Source organism: Burkholderia sp. Bp8986 (assembly GCF_003854225.1).
Lineage (GTDB): Bacteria > Pseudomonadota > Gammaproteobacteria > Burkholderiales > Burkholderiaceae > Burkholderia.
Window position 1 is genome coordinate 67210 of the sequence record NZ_QTQM01000026.1, and the last position, 21316, is coordinate 88525.

Below are 21316 nucleotides of genomic sequence, written 5' to 3' on the forward strand. Positions count from 1 at the left end.
TTATGTCCTCGCCCACCCTGTACGAATTCTTCGCTCCCTGCCCGCGCGGCCTCGAAGCGGCGCTTGCCGCCGAGCTGGCCGAAATCGCCGGCCGCCATCTGGACGGCGCGCCGTTCACCGCGGGCGCGCAGGTGCCGGGCGGCGTCCATTTCCGCGGCGGCTGGGCCGCCGGCATGGCCGCGAACCTCCATTCGCGAATCGCGAGCCGGATCCTGCTGAAGATCGCGCACCGCCCGTACCGCAACGAACAGGACGTCTACGCGCTCGCGCTCGAGCAGCCGTGGGAACGCTGGTTCGCGTCGACGCAGACGCTGCGCGTCGACATCACCGCGATCAAGTCGCCGCTGAAGAGCCTCGAGTTCGCGACGCTGCGCGTGAAGGACGCGATCTGCGACCGGATGCGCGACAAGACCGGTTCGCGCCCGAGCATCGACACCGGCGCGCCGGACGTGCGCGTGTTCGCGTTCCTGACGGCCACCGAGTGCACGCTGTACCTCGATACGTCGGGCGAGCCGCTGTTCAAGCGCGGCTGGCGCCTCGACAAGGGCGCGGCGCCGCTGCGCGAGAACCTCGCGGCCGGCATCCTGCGCCTGACGGGCTGGACGCCCGGCACCGCGCTGTACGACCCGATGTGCGGCAGCGGCACGTTCCTCGCGGAAGCCGCGCAGATCGCACTCGGCGTCGCGCCGGGCGTCGAGCGCCGCTTCGGCTTCGAGAAGCTAAAGCAGTACGACATCACCGCATGGCAGGGCCTGAAGGTCGCGGCCCTCGACGCGAAACGCGCGGCGCGCGGCAAGCGCGATTCGCTCGGCGTGTACGGCAGCGACATCTCGGGCGACATGCTCGAGAAGGCGCGCGCGAACCTCGAGCGCGCGGGCGTGCCGTCGGTGTGGCTCAAGCAGGTCGATGCGCGCGGCATGACGCCGCCGTGCGACGGCCCGGGCATCATCCTCGCGAACCCGCCGTACGGCGAGCGGATCGAGGTGCGCGGCCGCAGCGCGCGCGGCGAGGTGCGCGAGACGGGCCGCAACCGCGGCAACGACGACGCATTCCGCCGCACGCACACCGACGCGCCGGACAGCGAGTTCTTCAACGCGCTCGGCGATGCGCTCAAGCAGCGCTTCACCGGCTGGCAGGCGTTCCTGCTGACGTCGGACCGCTCGCTGCCGGGCCAGCTGCGCCTGCGCGAATCGGCGAAGACGCCGCTGTTCAACGGCGCGCTCGAATGCCGGCTGTTCCGCTTCGACCTGATCGCCGGCAGCGTGAAGGCACGCCCGGCCACGCCGGAAGGCGACGCCTGATACGCGACGCGGCGGCTGCGGCCGCCTGCTGACACCCTGACGATGCCCGGCCAATCGGCCGGGCATTTTTCTTTCCGCCGCACCCAGGCGAGCGGCGCCACGCGCGCCGCCGAGGTTCCGCGCGGTCGTTGCGGGAGCGAAGCCGCCGTTTGTCAGCGTCATTTGTCAGCGTCGCCACGACTACTGACAGCACGCTGTCAGCAGCCCCCGGTCACACTGCAATCCCGGCGCAATGCAAGGCTGGTTTCCATCAAGAACCCGAACAACACGGAGCTCGTCATGACGTCCGCAACTGCAACCGACACCGCAACCCTGGAACGCGCGATCGCGTGGTTCGACATCCCGTCCCTCGATTTCGACCGGGCGATCCGTTTCTACGAAACCGTGCTGCAGACGACGCTGCAGCGCGAAGTCATCGGCGGCGTGCCGATGGCCATGTTCGATCACGAAGCGTCGAGCACGGGCGGCAGCATCGTGTTCGATCCGCAGCAGATGAAGCCGAGCGCGAACGGCGTGCTCGTCTACCTGAACGCCGGCGAGTCGGTCGTCGCGGCACTCGAACGCGCGAAGCGCGCGGGCGGCGTCGTGCAGGGTTCGGTCGTCGAGTTGCCGAACAACTACGGCTACATCGGCTACCTGATCGACACCGAAGGCAACCGCGTCGGCCTGCACGCGCCGAAATGCCACTGAGCGCGTCCACCCTCCGGCGGGCGCGGCGCTATCATCGCGAAGTCCCCGTAGCCGTTGGAGTCGAGGTGCAGCCATGACGCGCCGTGCCGACCGCCTGTTCCAGATCGCCGAGCTGCTGCGCGGGCGACGTCTCACGACCGCGCAGCAGCTCGCCGACTGGCTGTCGGTGTCGCCGCGCACGGTCTATCGCGACGTGCGCGACCTGCAGCTGTCGGGCGTGCCGATCGAAGGCGAAGCCGGCATCGGCTACCGGCTGAACCGCAACGCCAGCCTGCCGCCGCTCACGTTCACGGCCGAGGAGCTCGCGGCGCTCGCGGCCGGCGCGCGCATGCTCGAGACCTGGGGCGGCGCGCGCTTCGCGGGCGGCGCGCGTTCGGCGCTCGCGAAGATCGCGTCGGCGATGCCGGCCGACAAGCGCACCGCGCTCGATCGCCTGCCGGTGTTCGCGCCGTCGTTCCACATCGACGAGACGTTCTGCGCGAAGGTCGACGCGATCCACCAGGCGGTCGACACGCATCACGTCGTCAGCTTCGACTACCGCGACCGGCTCGGCGCGCACACGAAGCGCCGCGTGTGGCCGCTCGGGCTCGTCTACTGGGGCGGACGCTGGACGATCGGCGCATGGTGCGAGCTGCGCGACGACTTCCGCACCTTCGACATCGCGCGGATGGGTGATATCTCCGTGCACGAGCAGTTTCCGGACATGGAAGGCCGGCGGATCGCCGACTACATGCGGATCGCGGAAGCGCCGATGCGCTGAGGCGGGGAGAGCCGCCGCCCGCTGAATGCCGCGCCCCGGTTCGGCGGTTCGGCTACCTGGTTGTCCGGCGGTCTGTCTGGCTGTCCGGCCGCCCGACTGTCAGGCCACCTCGCCGCCATTCGCACGCCGGGGCGTCCGCGCCCCGGTCGCACCCGTCACTCGCCGAACACCACCGACCGCTTCGGCCGCTCGTCGACGTGCAGCGAAAACACGTCCGGGCGCGCATAGTGCCCGACCACATCGAAGTCGTAACGCGCGCGCACGAGTTCGTCGGTATCGATACGCGCGGTCACGAGCCCGGCCTCGCCGATCAGCGGCTCGGTCAGCAGGTCGCCGAGCGGCCCGACGATCACGCTGCCGCCGCGGATCAGCGGCCGCTCCGGATCCCAGCCCGGCACGTCGATGCCGAGCGCGCGCGGCGACGGCTGCACCTGGCAGGCGCTCACGACGAAGCAGCGTCCCTCGTGCGCGATGTGCCGCATCGAGCTTTGCCACAGGTCGCGCTCGTCGACGGTCGGCGCACACCAGATCTGCACGCCTTTCGCATACATCGCGCAGCGCAGCAGCGGCATGTGGTTCTCCCAGCAGATCACGGCGCCCGCGCGGCCCGCGGCCGTGTCGACCACCGGCAGCGTCGAGCCGTCGCCCTGCCCCCAGATCAGCCGTTCGGTGCCGGTCGGCATCAGCTTGCGGTGCTTCGCGACGAGCCCGTCGCGCGGATCGAAGAACAGCGCCGTGCAGTACAGCGTGCTGCCGCCGCGCTCGATCACACCGACCACGAGGCTCGCGCCCGTGCGCTGCGAGAGCGCGGCCAGTTCGTCGGTTTCGGGGCCCGGCACGTCGATCGCCTGCGCGGCGTAGCGCGCATACGCGTCGCGGCCCTCGGGCAGCCGGTAGCCGAGCCGCGTGCCGAAGATCTCGCCTTTCGGATAGCCGCCGAGCACGGCTTCGGGCAGCACGACGAGCGACGCGCCGCTGTCGCGGATCGCGGTTTCGTAGCCGAGGATCGTGTCGAGCGTGGCGCGCGTGCCGGCGGGCGATGCGCCGATCTGCAGCGCGGCGATGACTGAGGTGGACATGACGACGTCTCCGGTGAATGGGGTGACGCCATCTTTATCGATATCATTTCATCGATCAAATCGATACGACGATAACTGACATGAATACGGATGATATCGCCGGGCTCGACCTGAACCTGCTGAAGGTGTTCGAGGCGCTGTACGAGGAAGGCGGCGCGAGCCGCGCGGCGCTGCGGCTCGGCCTCACGCAGTCGGCCGTCAGCGCGGCGCTCGCGCGGCTGCGCGTGATCTACGCCGACCCGCTGTTCGTGCGCACCGGCCGCGGGCTCGCGCCGACGCCGCGCGCGGACGAGCTCAAGCCGATCCTGTCCGACGCGCTCGATCGCTGCCGCGCGAGCCTCGCGATCGCGGCCGACGGCGGCGAGCGGGTCGGCCGCACGATCTCGATCGGGCTGTCGGACGACTTCGAGATCGCGCTCGGCCGCGCGCTGATCGACGCGGTCGCGCGGGAAGCCGCGGGCATCCGGCTGATCTTCCGGCAGACCCACAGCGGCATCGCGGGCGACGCGCTGCTGCGGCACGGCGTCGATCTCGCGATCGCGTCGGGCGGGTTCTCGGCGAACGGGCTCAGCCGGCGCGCGGTCGCGACGGGCGGCTACGCATGCCTGATCGATCCGGCCGGCCGGGCGCGCGCGCCGCGCACGCTCGCGCTCGCCGATTTCCTGCGGCGCGATCACCTGCTCGTGTCGTCGGGCGGCGTGATCGGGATCGTCGACGAGGCGCTGGCCGCGCTCGGCCACAAGCGGCGCGTGGCGGCGTCGACCACGCATTTCGCGGCGCTGCCGTACCTGCTCGCCGGCTCCGACGCGGTGGCGACGATACCGGCGCACGCGGCCCGCGCGATCGCGCAGTCGACGTCGCTGCGCGCGCTCGCATGCCCGGTCGAGCTGCCGCGCTACCCGGTGGAAATCGGCTGGCGCACGAGCACGCAGCGCGACCCGGCAATCGTGCGCGTGCGGGACACGATCGCCGCCTGCGTCGCGACGATCGTCGCGCCATAAAAGGGCGCGATGCGGCGTGCACCGGCGAGGCGAGGGCGAGAGCACGGGGTCGGATTCGTCTAACGTAATGGCCGGCAGCGTCCGGGCGCAACCGGTAAAATGCCGATCCATGAAACCCGAAATCTGGACCCCGCATGTGACCGTCGCGGCGCTCGTCGAGCGCGCCGGTCGCTTTCTCGTGATCGAGGAAGAAACCTCGACGGGCCTGCGCATCAACCAGCCGGCCGGCCATCTCGAGGCCGGCGAGACGCTCGCCGACGCCGTGATCCGCGAGACGCTCGAGGAAACCGCGCATCCGTTCGTCCCCGATGCGCTCGTCGGCGTCTATCTCGCGCACTACGACCGCCCCGGCAGCGCCGGCGCGACCTACCTGCGCTTCACGTTCTGCGGCACGGCCGGCGAGCCGCTGCCGGGCCACGTGCTCGACGACGGCATCGTCCGCACGCTGTGGATGAGCGCCGACGAGCTGCGCGCGTGCAGCGAGCGTCACCGCTCGCCCGCGGTGATGCGCTGCGTCGACGACTACCTGGCCGGGCGGCGCATTCCGCTCGATTTCGTGCACACGCATTCGGTCGCGCCGCGCCCGGACGCATTCGACCGTCAGGCGGTAAACAAATGAGCAAGCGCCGTGTAGTAGTGGGCATGTCGGGCGGCGTCGATTCGTCGGTGACCGCGTGGCTGCTGAAGGAACAGGGATACGACGTGGTCGGCCTGTTCATGAAGAACTGGGAAGACGACGACGACGGCGAATACTGCTCGACGCGCCAGGACTGGATCGACGTGGTGTCGGTGGCCGACCTGATCGGCATCGACGTGGAAGCCGTGAACTTCGCGGCCGAATACAAGGACCGCGTGTTCGCCGAATTCCTGCGCGAATATTCGGCCGGCCGCACGCCGAACCCGGACGTGCTGTGCAACGCCGAGATCAAGTTCAAGGCGTTCCTCGACCACGCGATGTCGCTCGACGCGGAAATGATCGCGACCGGCCACTACGCGCGCGTGCGCGAGCGCGACGGCCGCTTCGAACTGCTGAAGGCATTCGATCATACGAAAGACCAGTCGTACTTCCTGCACCGGCTGAACCAGGCGCAACTGTCGAAGACGATGTTCCCGCTCGGCGAGATCCCGAAGACGAAGGTGCGCGAGATCGCCGCGCAGATCGGCCTGCCGAACGCGAAGAAGAAGGACTCGACCGGCATCTGCTTCATCGGCGAACGGCCGTTCCGCGACTTCCTGAACCGCTATCTTCCGACGAAACCCGGCCCGATGAAGACGCCGGACGGCAAGGTGGTCGGCGAGCACATCGGCCTCGCGTTCTACACGTTCGGCCAGCGCAAGGGCATCGGCCTCGGCGGCAGCAAGAGCGGCAGCGGCGAGCCGTGGTTCGTCGCGGCGAAGGACATCGCGTCGAACACGCTGTACGTCGTGCAGGGCCACGACCATCCGTGGCTGCTGTCGCGCGAGCTCGTCGCCGGCAACGTGAGCTGGGTCGCGGGCGAACCGCCGGCCGACGGCTTCGCGTGCGGCGCGAAGACGCGCTACCGGCAGGCCGATGCGGCATGCGCGTTCGGCGCCGCCGCACCCGGCCCGGGCGGCGAAGCCCGCTTCTCGCTCGCCTTCGACGACGCGCAATGGGCGGTCACGCCCGGCCAGTCGGCCGTGCTGTACGACGGCGAGATCTGCCTCGGCGGCGGCATCATCGAGTTCGCGGCCACCGGCCAGCCCGGCCAGACGGCGCCGGCACCGGCGGCAGCCCGCGCGGGTGCGCTCGCCGAAGCACGCTGACATCCATTCGGTTTAGACTTGCGGCACGCCGCGCCCGGCGGAACACGATTCCGCCGCGGCCGGTGCGCCGCCGCGCAGCGTACGCATGGCGGCATTTCAAGATGCAGGGTCTATTCATGTATGGAACGCACATGCGTTGCCACGAGAACGGCCGCTCGCGAGGCGCGCGACGCCGCGAATACTGACGTATTCGCAAGGAGCGCAACGCGGCGAGCGGCCGTTCTCGTGGCAACCCCAAATTAAGAAATTCATGTCACGGGAATGCCCGAAATCGCCCGCATGGCGGCGTCGCTCGTCACTTGTTTGGCTCGGCCAAACGGCGCTCCTCGCTCCTTGCCCTGCGCGCGCTTTCGGGCATTCGCATGCGCGTTCCATACATGAATAGACCCTAGGAGTCCCCATGCTTTCCAGACGCTACCTCGCGATGTGGTGTGCCGTCCTGCTGCTCGTTGCCGCGGCCGCGCTCGCGTCGATCCACGTGCTTTCCTGGCTGTGGATCATCATCCCCGTCGCCCTCGTCGCCGTCGGCCTGTACGACCTGAACCAGGACCGTCACGCGATCCTGCGCAACTACCCGCTCTGGGGCCATTTCCGCTTCCTGTTCGAGTTCATCCGGCCTGAAATCCGCCAGTACTTCGTCGAGGACGACACCGACGAGAAACCGTTCTCGCGCGCGCAGCGCAGCCTCGTCTACCAGCGCGCGAAGAACGTCGCCGACAACCGCCCGTACGGCACCGAACTGAACGTGAAGTCCGTCGCGCACGAATGGATCAGCCACTCGCTCGCGCCGACGAAGCTGCCGAACCACGACTTCCGCATCCGGGTCGGCGCGAACCGCGCGCAGCCGTACGACATCTCGATCTTCAACATCTCGGCGATGAGCTTCGGCTCGTTGTCCGCGAACGCGATCCGCTCGCTGAACCTCGGCGCGAAGAAAGGCGGGTTCGCGCACGACACCGGCGAAGGCTCGCTGTCGAAGTACCATCGCGAAAACGGCGGCGACATCATCTGGGAAATCGCGTCCGGCTACTTCGGCTGCCGCAACGAGGACGGCACGTTCAACCCGGACAAGTTCGCGAAGCAGGCCGCCGATCCGCAGGTCAAGATGATCGAGATCAAGCTGTCGCAAGGCGCGAAGCCGGGCCACGGCGGCGTGCTGCCGGCCGCGAAGATCACGCCCGAGATCGCCGAGACGCGCGGCGTGCCGATGGGCAAGGACTGCATCTCGCCCGCGACGCACTCGCAATTCTCGACGCCGCGCGGGCTGCTCGAATTCGTCGAACGGCTGCGCACGCTGTCGGGCGGCAAGCCGACCGGCTTCAAGCTGTGCATCGGCCATCCGTGGGAATTCTTCGGGATCGCGAAGGCGATGCTCGAGACGGGCATCGTGCCCGACTTCATCGTCGTCGACGGCGCGGAAGGCGGCACCGGCGCGGCGCCGCTCGAATTCACCGACCATGTCGGCGTGCCGCTGCAGGAGGGCCTGCTGCTGGTGCACAACACGCTCGTCGGGATCGGCGTGCGCGATCGCGTGAAGATCGGCGCGAGCGGCAAGATCATCAGCGCGTTCGACATCGCACGCACGCTCGCGATCGGCGCGGACTGGGTGAACTCGGCACGCGGCTTCATGTTCGCGGTCGGCTGCATCCAGGCGCAGCACTGCCACACCGACCGCTGCCCGACCGGCGTCGCCACGCAGGACCCGGTGCGCCAGCGCGCCCTCGTCGTGCCCGACAAGGCCGAGCGCGTGTTCAACTTCCACCGCAATACGCTGCACGCACTGCAGGAACTCGTGCAGGCGGCCGGCCTCGGCCATCCGTCCGAGCTGCGCGCGCATCACATCGTGCAGCGCGTCGCGCCGCACGAGGTGCGGCTGATGTCGCAGCTGCTGAAGTACCTGAAGCCCGGCGCGCTGCTCGACGGCCAGACCTGCGGCTATACGCTGTACGACAAGTGGTGGCCGATCGCGCGCAGCGATTCGTTCGTGCTCGGCGAAACCGTTTACACGTCGATCGAGTAACGCGCGAGCGCCCGCCGCCGGGCGGCTCGCCAAAAAGAAAAGCGCCCCGCGGGGCGCTTTTCTCTTGTCTGCCCGATCCGCCGGCGGCGGCCGGTCAGCCTTGGGGCAGCGTGTCGACGAACGTTTGCCGCTGCGACAGCTTCACGAAATGCTTGTCGAGATTCGGATGGCGGTCGCGCCAGTTGAGTTCGGACATCCGGAAGTCGAGGTAGCCGAGCGCGCAGCCGAGTGCGATGTCGGCGAGCGTGTAATGATTACCGACGCACCACGTCTTGCCGCCGAGGCCCTGCGACATCGCGACGAGCGCGTCGTCGATCTTGCGCTGCTGGCGCGCGATCCAGCTCGCGCTGCGCTGCGCTTCGTCGCGCAGCGTGTGTTCGAGACGGATCGCCACGGCCGCGTCGAGCACGCCGTCGCCCAGCGCTTCCCAGCACCGCACTTCGAGCCGCTCGCGCCCCGACGGCGGAATCAGCTTGCCGACCGGCGACAGCGTGTCGACGTATTCGCAGATCACGCGGGAATCGAACACCGCGGCACCATCCTCCATCACGAGACACGGGACCTTGCCGAGCGGATTCGATGCATGAATGTCCGTCTCCGGCGCCCATACGTTCTCGAGCTCCAGCTTGTAGTCGATCTTCTTTTCAGCAAGCACGATCCGCGCCTTGCGGACGTACGGGCTGCTGAGCGAACCGATTAATTTCATCATCTGCCTTTTCAAGGGAACTGCCGAGAGTATACGTTGTCGCCGATCATAACCGGCCGGCGCGGCCCGATAGAAAATCGCCCGTCCGGCCTGTGGATGGTTTGCAACAGCCGCCGCCGAGCCCCGTCCGGCGCGGCTTGCGGCCGTGTCTCTCACGCGCCGCGTCCGGCGGCGCTACAATCGCACGATGAATGCGCCCCTCGATACCGCCATCGCCGTCGACGTCTACCGCCAGCGCCGTGAACGCGTGCTTGCCGCACTGCGCGCCGCCGGCGGCGGCGTCGCCATCGTTCCCACCGCGCCGGAAATGCTGCGCAACCGCGATACGGCCTTTCCGTACCGGCACGACAGCTACTTCCACTACCTGACGGGCTTCACCGAGCCGGATGCCGTGCTCGTGCTGAACGCGGCCGGGTCGCACGGCGCGCCGGAATCGATCCTGTTCTGCCGCGCGAAGAATGCCGACCGCGAGATCTGGGAAGGTTTCCATTACGGGCCCGAGGCCGCGCGCGATGCGTTCGGCTTCGACGCGGCCTACGCGGTCGACGTGATCGACACCGAAATGCCGCGCCTGCTCGCCGATGCGGGCACCGTGCACTACCGGTTCGGCGCGTCGGCCGAGTTCGACCGCCAGCTCGCCGGCTGGATCGATGCGGTGCGCGCGCAGGCGCGCAGCGGCGTCGCCGCACCGGACGCGCTGCTCGACCTCACGCCCCTGCTCGACGACATGCGGCTCGTGAAGGACGAACACGAACTCGCGATCATGATGCGCGCCGCACACATCTCCGCGCTCGCGCACCGTCGCGCGATGCAGGTGTGCCGCCCGGGGATCCGCGAGTACGAACTCGAGGCCGAGCTGCTGTACACGTTCCGCAAGCATGGCGCGCAGGCGCCCGCGTACGGCTCGATCGTCGCGGCCGGCGCGAACGCGTGCGTGCTGCACTACCCGGCCGGCAACGCGGCCGCGCGGGACGGCGACCTGATCCTGATCGATGCCGCGTGCGAACTCGACGGCTACGCGTCGGACATCACGCGCACGTTCCCGGCCAACGGGCGCTTCTCGCCCGCGCAGCGCACGCTGTACGACATCGTGCTCGCCGCGCAGCAGGCCGCGATCGACGCGACGCGCGCGGGCGTGCCGTTCGAGGCGCCGCACGACGCGGCCGTGCGGGTGCTGGCGCAAGGGCTGCTCGATACGGGCATCATCCCGAAGACGCGCTTCTCGAGCGTCGACGACGTGCTCGCCGAGCGCGCGTACGCACGCTTCTACATGCACCGCACCGGCCACTGGATCGGCATGGACGTGCACGATTGCGGCGACTACCGCGAGCGGCTCGCCGCGCGCGACGCCAACGGCGCGCTGCCGTGGCGCACGCTGAAAGCCGGCATGACGCTCACCGTCGAGCCGGGCCTGTACGTGCGCGCCGCCGACGACGTGCCGTCCGAATACTGGAACATCGGCATCCGCATCGAGGACGACGCGATCGTGCGCGAGCACGGTTGCGAGCTGATCACGCGCGACGTGCCGGTGGCGGCCGACGAGATCGAGGCGCTGATGCGTGCGGGCGCGGCGCACGGCGCGTGAGCGTGCCGCAGGTTGCCAACGCGCCGGTGCCGGGCCGCCGTTGGCCCGGTGTTGATCTGCCGTTGACCTGCCGTTGACCCGCAGTTGACCGTTACCCCGTTTCACGAACACTGATGACGACCGCTTCCTCCCCGGCCACGCCGGACCATGACCTCGCCATCGTCGGCGCGGGCCCCGTCGGGCTCGCGCTCGCCGGCTGGCTCGCCCGACGCAGCGCGACGCAGCACGCGTCGATCGCGCTGATCGACGCGCGCGAGCCGGCCGCGAGCGCGAACGACCCGCGCGCGATCGCCGTGTCGCACGGCAGCCGCGTGCTGCTCGACACGCTCGGATGGCCGGCCGACGCAACGCCGATCGAACACATCCACGTGTCGCAGCGCGGCCATTTCGGCCGCACGCTGATCGACCGCGACGAGCACGACCTCGCCGCGCTCGGCTACGTCGTGCGCTACGGCTCGATCGTGCAGGCGCTCGCGCAGGCCGTGCGCGGCACGCGCGTCGACTGGCTCACGTCGACCACCGCACGCACGCCGCAACAGGACGCCGACGGCGTCACGCTGACGCTCGACGGCCCGCAAGGCGAGCGCACGCTGCGCGCGCGCATCGTCATCAACGCCGAAGGCGGGCTGTTCCACGAACAGCAGGCCGATACCGGCAAGCATCGCCGCGACTATGGCCAGACCGCGATCGTCGGCTCGGTCACCGTCTCGGCGCCGCGCCCGAACGTCGCCTGGGAGCGCTTCACGCACGAAGGCCCGCTCGCGCTGCTGCCGCTTGGCGGTGCCGATTATTCGCTCGTGTGGTGCTGCACGCCCGACGAGGCGGCCCGCCGCGCCGCCCTTCCCGACGACGCGTTCCTGCGCGAACTCGGCGCTGCATTCGGCGAGCGGATGGGCCGATTCGTCGCGATCGCGGGGCGCGCATCGTTCCCGCTCGGATTGAACGCGGCACAGACGCTCGTCAACGGGCGCATCGCGATCGTCGGCAACGCCGCGCAAACGCTGCATCCGGTCGCCGGCCAGGGGCTGAACCTCGGGCTGCGCGATGCGCACACGCTCGTCGACGCGCTGTCCACGCAGGGCTTCGAAGCGACCGCGCTCGCCACCTTCAACGCACGGCGCGCGCTCGACCGGCGCTTCACGATCGGCGCGACGGACACGCTCGCGCGCCTGTTTACCGTCGACGCCGGCCCTCTTCCGCTGCTGCGCGGCGCGGCGCTCACCGCGCTCGAATTCGTGCCGCCGCTCAAGAAGGCGATCGCACGCCAGATGATGTTCGGCCAGCGCAACTGACACGCCGCGCGTTGCGCGCGGTCAGGCCGCGCAAACCGGGTCAAATCGGCGGGGCATGGGAATACGGTAAAATAGCTGTTTTCCCTCTGCCCTTTTTTGCCCGCGACGCCCGGCGCTCGCGGGCGGTGCCATTGCGATGCCCGTTATCGGCTCTCACGTATTGCGTAACAACCTGTTCGTCGCCCCGATGGCCGGCGTGACGGATCGTCCGTTCCGCCAGCTGTGCAAGCGGCTGGGGGCCGGGTACGCCGTGTCCGAGATGGTCGCGTCCAATGCGCAGCTGTGGAAGAGCGCGAAGACGATGCGACGGGCGAACCACGAAGGCGAGGTCGAGCCGATCGCGGTGCAGATCGCCGGCGCCGATCCGGCGATGATGGCCGAAGCGGCCCGCTACAACGTCGACAACGGCGCGCAGATCATCGACATCAACATGGGTTGCCCGGCGAAGAAGGTCTGCAACGTCGCGGCCGGCTCCGCGCTGCTGCAGAACGAGCCGCTCGTGCAGCGGATCGTCGAGGCCGTCGTCGCGGCGGTCGGCACGGGGCCGGATGCGGTGCCCGTCACGCTGAAGATCCGCACCGGCTGGGATCGCGAGCACAAGAACGCGATCACGGTCGCGCGCCTCGCCGAGGCGGCCGGCATCTCGATGCTGACCGTACACGGCCGCACGCGCGCCGACCTCTACCGCGGCGACGCGGAATACGACACCATCGCGGCCGTGAAGGCGGCCGTGCGCATCCCGGTCGTCGCGAACGGCGACATCACGTCGCCGGCAAAAGCGAAGGCCGTGCTCGACGCCACCGGCGCCGACGCACTGATGATCGGTCGCGCCGCGCAAGGCCGGCCGTGGCTGTTCCGTGAAATCGCTCATTTCCTGCAAACCGGCGAGCTGCTGCCCCCGCCGCGGATCGACGAGATCCAGCACGTGATGAACGAACACCTGGAAGACCACTACGCGTTCTATGGTGAATTCACGGGCGTCCGTACTGCGCGCAAGCACATCGGCTGGTACACTCGCGGCCTTTCCGGTGCCAACGGGTTCCGGCACAGGATGAACACGCTCGATTCCACCCGCGAGCAACTCGCCGCCGTCAATGCATTCTTCGAGGCGCAAAAGGCGCTGTCGGACCACCTCGTCTACGTCGATGACGAAGAGGAAAACGGCCAGGGCGAGTCGGACGACCATAACCAGTTAGCAGCATGAGCAAGCACAACATCGAACAATGTGTCCGCGAGAGCCTGGACGTGTATTTCCGGGATCTAGACGGCTCCAATCCGCACGACGTCTATGAAATGGTGATGTCCTGCGTCGAAAAGCCGATGCTCGAGGTCGTGCTCGTACAGGCCGGCGGCAACCAGTCGCTCGCCGCGGAGTACCTCGGCATCAATCGCAATACGCTGCGCAAGAAGCTGCAGCAGCACGGCCTGCTGTAGGCGGCCGTCCCGTCCCCGTTTCCCTGGCTATTGGTGGTTCCATCATGATCAAGCAAGCGCTCATTTCCGTTTCCGACAAGACCGGCATCGTCGACTTCGCGAAGTCGCTGTCCGACCTCGGCGTCAAACTCCTGTCGACCGGCGGCACCGCGAAACTCCTCGCCGACGCGGGCCTGCCCGTGACCGAAGTCGCTGACTACACGGGCTTCCCGGAAATGCTCGATGGGCGCGTGAAGACGCTCCACCCGAAGGTGCACGGCGGCATCCTCGCCCGCCGCGACCTGCCCGAGCACATGCAGGCGCTGGAGCAGCACGGCATCCCGACGATCGACCTGCTGGTCGTGAACCTGTACCCGTTCGTCGCGACGATCGCGAAGGACGACTGCACGCTCGCCGACGCGATCGAGAACATCGACATCGGCGGCCCGACGATGCTGCGCTCGGCCGCGAAGAACCACCGCGACGTGACGGTCGTCGTCGACCCGGCCGACTACGCGGTCGTGCTCGACGAAATGAAGGCGAACGGCAACGCGATCGGCTATGCGACCAACTTCCGCCTCGCGACCAAGGTGTTCGCGCACACCGCGCAATACGACGGCGCGATCACGAATTACCTGACGAGCCTGACCGACGAGCTGCAGCACGCATCGCGCAGCGCATACCCGGCCACGCTGAACATGGCGTTCGACAAGGTGCAGGACCTGCGCTACGGCGAGAACCCGCACCAGAGCGCGGCGTTCTACCGCGACCTCGCGGCGCCGGCCGGCGCACTGGCGAACTACCGCCAGCTGCAGGGCAAGGAACTGTCGTACAACAACATCGCGGATTCGGACGCGGCGTGGGAATGCGTGAAGACGTTCGACGCGCCGGCCTGCGTGATCATCAAGCACGCGAACCCGTGCGGCGTCGCGGTCGGCAACGATTCGGCCGACGCGTACGCGAAGGCATTCCAGACCGACCCGACGTCGGCGTTCGGCGGCATCATCGCGTTCAACCGCGAAGTCGACGAGACGGCCGCGCAGGCGGTGGCCAAGCAGTTCGTCGAAGTGCTGATCGCGCCGTCGTTCACGGACGCCGCGAAGCAGGTGTTCGCCGCGAAGCAGAACGTGCGCCTGCTCGAAATCGCGCTCGGCGACGGCCATAACGCGTTCGACCTGAAGCGCGTGGGCGGCGGCCTGCTCGTGCAGTCGCTCGATTCGAAGAACGTGCAGCCGAGCGAGCTGCGCGTCGTCACGAAGCGTCAACCGACCGCGAAGGAAATGGACGACCTGCTGTTCGCATGGCGCGTCGCGAAGTACGTGAAGTCGAACGCGATCGTGTTCTGCGGCAACGGCATGACGCTCGGCGTCGGCGCAGGCCAGATGAGCCGCGTCGATTCGGCACGCATCGCGAGCATCAAGGCGCAGAACGCGGGCCTCACGCTGGCCGGTTCGGCCGTCGCGTCGGATGCGTTCTTCCCGTTCCGCGACGGTCTCGACGTCGTCGTGGCGGCAGGCGCGACCTGCGTGATCCAGCCGGGCGGCTCGATGCGCGACGACGAAGTGATCGCGGCGGCCGACGAGCACGGCATCGCAATGATCCTGACGGGCGTGCGCCACTTCCGTCACTGATCGCACGCGGCCCGCGCGGCCGCCGCACGAAAACCCGGCGGCATCATACCCGCCGGGTTTTTTATTGCGCGGCGCCGGCGCACGCAGCCACGCGGCCGGCCCCGCGCACCATTCGTTGTAGTATCGCGGCATCAGGTTTTTCTCCTCACTCATGCGAATTCTCGGCATCGACCCCGGCCTGCGCGTCACCGGCTTCGGCGTCATCGACGTCAGCGGCCACCGGCTCGCCTATGTCGCAAGCGGCGTGATCCGCACGCCTACGGCTGACCTGGCTACCCGGCTCGGCACGATCTTCCAGGGCGTATCGACGCTCGTGCGCGAACACGCGCCCGACCAGGCCGCGATCGAACAGGTGTTCGTGAACGTGAACCCGCAGTCGACGCTGCTGCTCGGCCAGGCGCGCGGTGCCGCGATCTGCGGGCTCGTCTCCGGCGGCCTGCCGGTGGCGGAATACACCGCGCTGCAACTGAAGCAGGCGGTCGTCGGTTACGGCCGCGCGACCAAGTCGCAGATGCAGGAGATGGTCACGAGACTGCTCAACCTGACCGGCCAGCCTGGCAGCGACGCAGCCGACGCGCTCGGGATGGCGATCTGCCACGCGCACAGCGGCAATACGCTCGGCACGATCGGCGGCCTCGCGCCGGCGCTCGCGAAAAGGGGGCTGCGCGTGCGGCGCGGACGGCTCGTCGGCTGACGCGACGGCACGCGTCCCCTCGGTGCGGCGCGCGGCTACCCGCGTCGCGCGCATTGCGCCTGCCACCGCCCTGCCTGCCTGATCGCCCCGCGTCGCGCGGCGCCCCGACCTGACGGCCAACCCATCGGCATCGCGCCGCACCTGCGCTACACTCGCGCTTTCTTCCTCGCATCCCGCCATCCATGATCGGTCGCATCGCCGGCATCCTGCTCGAAAAGAATCCGCCTCACCTGCTCGTCGACTGCAACGGCGTCGGTTACGAAATCGACGTGCCGATGAGCACCTTCTACAACCTGCCGCAAACGGGCGAGCGCGTCGTGCTGCTCACGCAGCAGATCGTGCGCGAGGACGCGCACCTGCTGTACGGCTTCCTGACGCCGCAGGAGCGCACGACCTTCCGCGAACTGCTGAAGATCACCGGCATCGGCGCGCGCATGGCGCTGGCCGTGCTGTCCGGCATGAGCGTGCAGGAGCTCGCGCAGGCGGTGACGATGCAGGACGCCGCGCGCCTCACGCGCCTGCCCGGCATCGGCAAGAAGACCGCCGAGCGCCTGCTGCTCGAGCTGAAGGGCAAGCTCGGCGCGGACCTCGGCGCACTCGCCGGCGCCGCGTCCCAGTCCGACCACGCGACCGACATCCTCAACGCGCTGCTCGCGCTCGGCTATTCGGAAAAGGAAGGCCTCGCCGCGATCAAGAACGTGCCGGCCGGCACCGGCGTGTCCGAAGGCATCAAACTCGCGCTCAAGGCACTGTCGAAGGTGTAACGGCCGCCCGAGCCGGCTGTCGGAGCCAGTGTCGCGCCGTCGCGCGGCACGCGCCAGTCGGCCGTTCGGCCAGTTCGGCCGCGCGACGGCGCGCGGTACAATGGCCGCATGATTGAAACCGACAAACTCGCCGCCGAGCGGATCATCGCCGCCACGCCCGCCTCGTCGCACGAGGAGGTGTTCGAACGCGCGCTGCGGCCGCGCCAGCTCGACGACTACGTCGGCCAGGAAAAGGTGCGCGGCCAGCTCGAGATCTTCATCGAGGCCGCGAAGCGCCGCGCCGAGCCGCTCGACCACGTGCTGCTGTTCGGGCCGCCCGGCCTCGGCAAGACCACCCTCGCGCACATCATCGCGCGCGAGATGGGCGTGAACCTGCGCCAGACGTCGGGCCCCGTGCTCGAACGCGCGGGCGATCTCGCCGCGCTGCTGACCAACCTCGAAGCGAACGACGTGCTGTTCATCGACGAGATCCACCGGCTGTCGCCGGTCGTCGAGGAAATCCTGTATCCGGCGCTCGAGGATTACCAGATCGACATCATGATCGGCGAAGGGCCGGCCGCGCGCAGCGTGAAGCTCGACCTGCAGCCGTTCACGCTGGTCGGCGCGACCACGCGCGCGGGGATGCTGACCAACCCGCTGCGCGATCGCTTCGGGATCGTCGCGCGCCTCGAGTTCTACGATGCCGAGCAATTGTCGCGCATCGTGCGGCGCTCGGCGTCGCTGCTGAACGCGCAGATCGATCCGAACGGCGCGCTGGAGATCGCGAAGCGCTCGCGCGGCACGCCGCGGATCGCGAACCGGCTGCTGCGCCGCGTGCGCGACTATGCGGAAGTGAAGGCCGACGGCCAGATCACCGCGGCCGTCGCCGACGCCGCGCTCGCGATGCTCGACGTCGACCCGGTCGGCTTCGACCTGATGGACCGCAAGCTGCTCGAGGCGATCCTGCACAAGTTCGACGGCGGCCCGGTCGGCATCGACAACCTCGCGGCTGCGATCGGCGAGGAGCGCGACACGATCGAGGACGTACTCGAACCGTACCTGATCCAGCAGGGCTTCCTGCAGCGCACGCCGCGCGGGCGCGTCGCGACGCTGCTCACGTACCGCCACTTCGGGCTCTCCGCGCCCGACGCCGGCAACCCCGAACGCGGGATGTGGGATACCGCCGACGGGAAGTAACCCGCTGCCCGCGCCAAGCTCGCCATGACCACGCCGCCCAGCCCGCACCCCGCCCCGCCCACACCGGGCCCGCGCTGGGTCGAACCGATCCGCAAGCGGCTCGTGGCCGGCATCACGCACCTGACGACGGGCGGCGGCGGTCCGTCGATCGATCTCTCGTCGCCGCCCGGAGACCCGGGGCTGTTCGGCCCCGACGCGATCTGCTGGCGCGTGCATGCCGATTTCACGTCGATGATGACGGGCGGCATTGCCGCGCTACTGCTGCAGGCGCTCCATCCGCTCGCGCTCGCGGGCGTCTGGGATCACTCGTCGTTTCGCACCGACATCCTCGGCCGCTTGCGGCGCACCGCCACGTTCATCACGGGCACGACGTTCGGCAGCCGCGCGGACGCACTCGCGCTCATCGAGCGCGTGAAAACGATCCACGCGCGCATATCGGGCACTGCGCCCGACGGCCGGCCGTATCGAGCCGACGATCCGGCGTTGCTGACGTGGGTGCATGTCGCGGAAGTTTCGAGCTTCCTCGCCGCGCATTTGCGCTATGTGAATCCGTCGCTGTCGGGCGAGCTGCAGGACGGCTACTACGCGGAAACGGCATTGATCGCGGAGTTGCTCGGCGCCCGGGATGTGCCCCGTTCACGCGCCGAGGTAGCGGCCTATTTCGCGCGCATGCAGCCCGAACTCGAAGCCGGGCCGCACACCTTCGAGGTCATGGACATCCTGTTGAACGTGCCGGTCGCAACGCCCGCGCTGCGGCCAGCCGCGTCGCTGATCATGCACGCGGGAATCGACCTGCTGCCGCCCTGGGCGCAGCGCATGCTCGACGTGTCGACGTTCGCGCCGCTGCGACGCGCGGTGGTCCGGCCCGGTGTGCGGGCAGTCGCCCCCGTGCTGCGCTGGGCGCTCGTCAACGGCGCGTCGAAGCGCGCACGCCGCCGCGCAACCGCGACACCGCCCGACGGCACCCCGCCCGCCTGACGATCTGCTTCTTCCGCCGGGCGAAGCCGGTACGACCGGATCAGAGTACCTTGCGATACCCGTCGTCGTCGCTCGCGGCGTCGAGGTGCGACACGTCGGCCCATTGCACGACCTGTGCGCGACCATCGACGTAATCGACGACGTTGATGCTCGTGTTGAGCAGCTGATAGCTGCGCGGCGCCGACAGGTCGATATCGTTGGCGAAGCGGTACACGCAGTCGAGCACGCCGCCGTGTGCGACACACGCGATCCGGCCGCCCGGATGCGCGGCGACGATCGGCTCGAGCGCATGCAGCACGCGATGATAGAACTCGCGCTGCGACTCGCCGCCGTCGGGCGCGAAGCCCGGGTCGCGCGTCTGCCACGCGGCGTAGGCATCCGGAAACAGCGTCTCGATCTCGGTGCTGTCATGCCCCTGGAACACGCCGTACGCGCGTTCGCGCAGCCCTTCGCGCAACTGCAGCGGCAGCCCGAGCGCATCGGCAAAGGGTTGCGCGGTTTGTTGCGCGCGCATCAGGTCGCTCGAATAGATCGCGTCGATCCGCTGTCCTTCGCGCGCGTCCCGCGCGAGCCGGACGGCCAGCCGCTGCGCCTGCGCGAGCCCCGTGTCGGCCAGTGGAATGTCGATATGGCCCTGGATGCGCTTGATGCGGTTCCAGGCCGTCTCGCCATGGCGAATGAAGAGAATCTGCGTGGTGGCCATCGCGGCGCGTCTCCGGGAATGAATCAGGGCCGCACTTGCAGCCAGAACGTCACAGGGCCGTCGTTGACGAGCGACACCTGCATGTCGGCGCCGAACTCGCCCGTCTCGACGACCGGATGACGCTCGCGCGCGGCCGCGACGAAATAGTCGAACAGGCGCGCGCCTTCGTCGGGCGGCGCGGCCGGCGTGAAGCTCGGCCGCAGCCCGCTGTTGGTATCGGCCGCGAGCGTGAACTGCGACACGAGCAGCAGGCCGCCGGCGCCGCCCGCGCCGTCGATGTTCGACACCGGCAGGTTCATCTTGCCCGCGGCATCGCTGAACACGCGATAGCCGAGCAGCTTCGCGAGCAGCTTGTCGGCCGCGGCCTCGGTGTCGCCACGCTCCGCGCAGACGAGCGCGAGCAGCCCTGCGCCGATCTCGCCCGTCGTACGGTCGCCGACGCGCACGTCGGCGCGCTTCACGCGCTGGATCAGCGCGATCATGCGGTCAGCGTGACGCGCGCGAAGCGGCGCTTGCCGACCTGGACGACGAACTCGCCGGCCTCGACCTTCAGTCCCTTGTCGGAGACGGTCGCGCCGTCGATCTTCACGCCGCCCTGCTCGATGTTGCGCAGCGCTTCGCTCGTCGACGGCACGAGGCCCGCCTGCTTCAGCAGCTGGCCGATCGCGAGCGGCGCGCCCGCGAGCGTGACCGACGGGATGTCGTCCGGCACGCCGCCCTTCGCGCGGTGGTTGAAGTCCTCCAGCGCACGCTCGGCATCGGCCTGCGAGTGGAAGCGCGCGACGATTTCCTGCGCGAGCAGCACCTTGAAGTCGCGCGGGTTGCGGCCGCCTTCGGCGTCGCGCTTGAAGCCCGCGATTTCTTCGATGCTGCGGAACGACAGCAGCTCGAAGTAACGCCACATCAGCGTGTCCGAGATGCTCATCAGCTTGCCGAACATGTCGGTCGGCTTCTCGCTGATGCCGACGTAGTTGCCCTTCGACTTCGACATCTTCTCGACGCCGTCGAGGCCTTCGAGCAGCGGCATCGTGAGAATGCACTGCTGTTCCTGGCCGTACTGCTTCTGCAGTTCGCGGCCGACCAGCAGGTTGAACTTCTGGTCGGTGCCACCGAGCTCGAGGTCGGCGTTCAGCGCGACCGAGTCGTAGCCCTGCATCAGCGGGTACAGGAATTCGTGGATCGAGATCGGCACGCCGCCCTGGAAGCGCTTCGTGAAATCCTCGCGCTCGAGGATCCGCGCGACCGTGTAGCGCGACGCGAGTTTGATCATCCCGTCCGCGCCGAGCGGCATCGACCATTCGCTGTTGTAGCGGATTTCGGTCTTGGCGCGGTCGAGCACGAGCGCAGCCTGCTCGAAGTAGGTCTTCGCGTTCGATTCGATCTGCTCGCGCGTGAGCGGCGGGCGCGTCGCGTTGCGGCCCGACGGGTCGCCGATCAGCGACGTGAAATCGCCGATCAGGAAGATCACCGTGTGGCCGAGGTCCTGCAGCTGACGCATCTTGTTCAGCACGACCGTATGGCCGATGTGGATGTCGGGTGCGGTCGGGTCGAGGCCGAGCTTGATGCGCAACGGCGTGCCGGTGGCCGCGCTGCGCGCGAGCTTCTGCGCGAACTCTTCCTCGATCAGCAGTTCGTCGACGCCGCGCTTCGTGACGGCGAGCGCATGGCGGACTTCGTCGGTGATCGGGAAAACAGGCTTGGAACTGGGTTCGGTGCTCATCGGGGCCAGGAAGAATGT

At 68.8% G+C, this 21316-nt stretch carries 21 protein-coding genes; 16 read left to right on the forward strand and 5 right to left on the reverse strand.

Going from position 1 to position 21316, the window contains the following annotated elements:
- Nucleotides 1-2: 2 nt before the first annotated feature.
- The 3 genes from DID99_RS22505 to DID99_RS22515 all read left to right on the forward strand — a co-directional run bounded on the left by DID99_RS22505 (nt 3) and on the right by DID99_RS22515 (nt 2751).
- Nucleotides 3-1301 (forward strand): class I SAM-dependent RNA methyltransferase, encoded by a 1299-nt coding sequence (locus DID99_RS22505; protein ID WP_044848269.1) that lies wholly within the window; start codon nt 3-5, stop codon nt 1299-1301.
- 279 nt (nt 1302-1580) lie between these two features.
- Nucleotides 1581-1991 carry a VOC family protein gene (locus DID99_RS22510; RefSeq protein ID WP_044848270.1) on the forward strand — a complete coding sequence of 137 codons (411 nt, stop codon included), beginning with the start codon at nt 1581-1583 and terminating at the stop codon, nt 1989-1991.
- 73 nt (nt 1992-2064) lie between these two features.
- Nucleotides 2065-2751 carry a YafY family protein gene (locus tag DID99_RS22515; protein WP_044848271.1) on the forward strand — a complete coding sequence of 229 codons (687 nt, stop codon included), beginning with the start codon at nt 2065-2067 and terminating at the stop codon, nt 2749-2751.
- A 155-nt stretch (nt 2752-2906) separates the two neighbouring features.
- On the opposite strand, the gene DID99_RS22520 is transcribed toward DID99_RS22515, so the two are convergent.
- Nucleotides 2907-3830, reverse strand: a complete 924-nt coding sequence (locus tag DID99_RS22520; protein WP_044848272.1) for a carbon-nitrogen hydrolase family protein — start codon at nt 3828-3830, stop codon at nt 2907-2909.
- Between the two features lie 80 nt (nt 3831-3910).
- On the opposite strand from DID99_RS22520, the gene DID99_RS22525 reads away from it, so the two are divergent.
- From DID99_RS22525 to DID99_RS22545, 4 genes are all read left to right on the forward strand, one after another.
- The gene (locus DID99_RS22525) at nt 3911-4831 is read left to right on the forward strand and encodes a LysR family transcriptional regulator (RefSeq protein ID WP_124520272.1); all 921 of its coding nucleotides are present in this window, start codon (nt 3911-3913) and stop codon (nt 4829-4831) included.
- Nucleotides 4832-4940: 109 nt separating this feature from the next.
- Entirely contained in the window at nt 4941-5450 is a 510-nt protein-coding gene (locus DID99_RS22530) for an NUDIX hydrolase (protein WP_124487985.1), read from the forward strand.
- The gene (gene mnmA / locus DID99_RS22535) at nt 5447-6616 is read left to right on the forward strand and encodes a tRNA 2-thiouridine(34) synthase MnmA (RefSeq protein WP_124667563.1); all 1170 of its coding nucleotides are present in this window, start codon (nt 5447-5449) and stop codon (nt 6614-6616) included. The genes DID99_RS22530 and mnmA overlap by 4 nt, the downstream gene beginning before the upstream one ends.
- 400 nt (nt 6617-7016) lie before the next feature.
- Nucleotides 7017-8636, forward strand: coding sequence for an FMN-binding glutamate synthase family protein (locus DID99_RS22545; RefSeq protein ID WP_044848276.1), 1620 nt, complete (start codon nt 7017-7019; stop codon nt 8634-8636).
- A gap of 94 nt (nt 8637-8730) precedes the next feature.
- Here DID99_RS22545 and DID99_RS22550 read toward each other — a convergent pair whose 3' ends face one another.
- A complete protein-coding gene (locus DID99_RS22550) occupies nt 8731-9342 on the reverse strand; it encodes a glutathione S-transferase family protein (protein ID WP_044848297.1) in 612 nt (203 codons plus the stop codon).
- 187 nt (nt 9343-9529) lie between these two features.
- Here DID99_RS22550 and DID99_RS22555 point away from each other — a divergent pair, with 187 nt between their 5' ends.
- The 9 genes from DID99_RS22555 (at nt 9530) to DID99_RS22595 (ending at nt 18875) form a co-directional block, all read left to right on the forward strand.
- Nucleotides 9530-10927 (forward strand): aminopeptidase P N-terminal domain-containing protein, encoded by a 1398-nt coding sequence (locus DID99_RS22555; RefSeq protein WP_124667564.1) that lies wholly within the window; start codon nt 9530-9532, stop codon nt 10925-10927.
- A 113-nt stretch (nt 10928-11040) separates the two neighbouring features.
- The gene (locus DID99_RS22560; RefSeq protein WP_124551331.1) at nt 11041-12219 is read left to right on the forward strand and encodes a UbiH/UbiF/VisC/COQ6 family ubiquinone biosynthesis hydroxylase; all 1179 of its coding nucleotides are present in this window, start codon (nt 11041-11043) and stop codon (nt 12217-12219) included.
- Nucleotides 12220-12355: 136 nt separating this feature from the next.
- Complete coding sequence (dusB, locus tag DID99_RS22565) at nt 12356-13423, forward strand: tRNA dihydrouridine synthase DusB (RefSeq protein ID WP_124667565.1); 1068 nt, start codon at nt 12356-12358, stop codon at nt 13421-13423.
- A complete protein-coding gene (locus DID99_RS22570; RefSeq protein WP_006476892.1) occupies nt 13420-13653 on the forward strand; it encodes a Fis family transcriptional regulator in 234 nt (77 codons plus the stop codon). Before dusB ends, DID99_RS22570 begins: the two co-directional genes overlap by 4 nt.
- 44 nt (nt 13654-13697) lie before the next feature.
- Nucleotides 13698-15263 (forward strand): bifunctional phosphoribosylaminoimidazolecarboxamide formyltransferase/IMP cyclohydrolase, encoded by a 1566-nt coding sequence (purH, locus tag DID99_RS22575; RefSeq protein WP_044848279.1) that lies wholly within the window; start codon nt 13698-13700, stop codon nt 15261-15263.
- Nucleotides 15264-15414: 151 nt separating this feature from the next.
- Nucleotides 15415-15957, forward strand: coding sequence for a crossover junction endodeoxyribonuclease RuvC (gene ruvC, locus DID99_RS22580; protein WP_044848280.1), 543 nt, complete (start codon nt 15415-15417; stop codon nt 15955-15957).
- Between the two features lie 182 nt (nt 15958-16139).
- Nucleotides 16140-16721 (forward strand): Holliday junction branch migration protein RuvA, encoded by a 582-nt coding sequence (gene ruvA / locus DID99_RS22585; protein ID WP_044848281.1) that lies wholly within the window; start codon nt 16140-16142, stop codon nt 16719-16721.
- A 108-nt stretch (nt 16722-16829) separates the two neighbouring features.
- Complete coding sequence (gene ruvB, locus DID99_RS22590) at nt 16830-17897, forward strand: Holliday junction branch migration DNA helicase RuvB (RefSeq protein ID WP_044848282.1); 1068 nt, start codon at nt 16830-16832, stop codon at nt 17895-17897.
- A gap of 24 nt (nt 17898-17921) precedes the next feature.
- Nucleotides 17922-18875 carry an oxygenase MpaB family protein gene (locus tag DID99_RS22595; protein ID WP_044848283.1) on the forward strand — a complete coding sequence of 318 codons (954 nt, stop codon included), beginning with the start codon at nt 17922-17924 and terminating at the stop codon, nt 18873-18875.
- 40 nt (nt 18876-18915) lie between these two features.
- On the opposite strand, the gene DID99_RS22600 is transcribed toward DID99_RS22595, so the two are convergent.
- Genes DID99_RS22600 through tyrS form a run of 3 tightly spaced genes read right to left on the reverse strand, consistent with a single transcriptional unit; the run spans nt 18916 to nt 21298 of the window.
- A complete protein-coding gene (locus tag DID99_RS22600; protein ID WP_124667566.1) occupies nt 18916-19578 on the reverse strand; it encodes a histidine phosphatase family protein in 663 nt (220 codons plus the stop codon).
- A gap of 23 nt (nt 19579-19601) precedes the next feature.
- The gene (gene dtd, locus DID99_RS22605; RefSeq protein ID WP_006751891.1) at nt 19602-20060 is read right to left on the reverse strand and encodes a D-aminoacyl-tRNA deacylase; all 459 of its coding nucleotides are present in this window, start codon (nt 20058-20060) and stop codon (nt 19602-19604) included.
- The gene (gene tyrS / locus DID99_RS22610) at nt 20057-21298 is read right to left on the reverse strand and encodes a tyrosine--tRNA ligase (RefSeq protein ID WP_044848285.1); all 1242 of its coding nucleotides are present in this window, start codon (nt 21296-21298) and stop codon (nt 20057-20059) included. Before tyrS ends, dtd begins: the two co-directional genes overlap by 4 nt.
- Between the last annotated feature and the right edge of the window lie 18 nt (nt 21299-21316).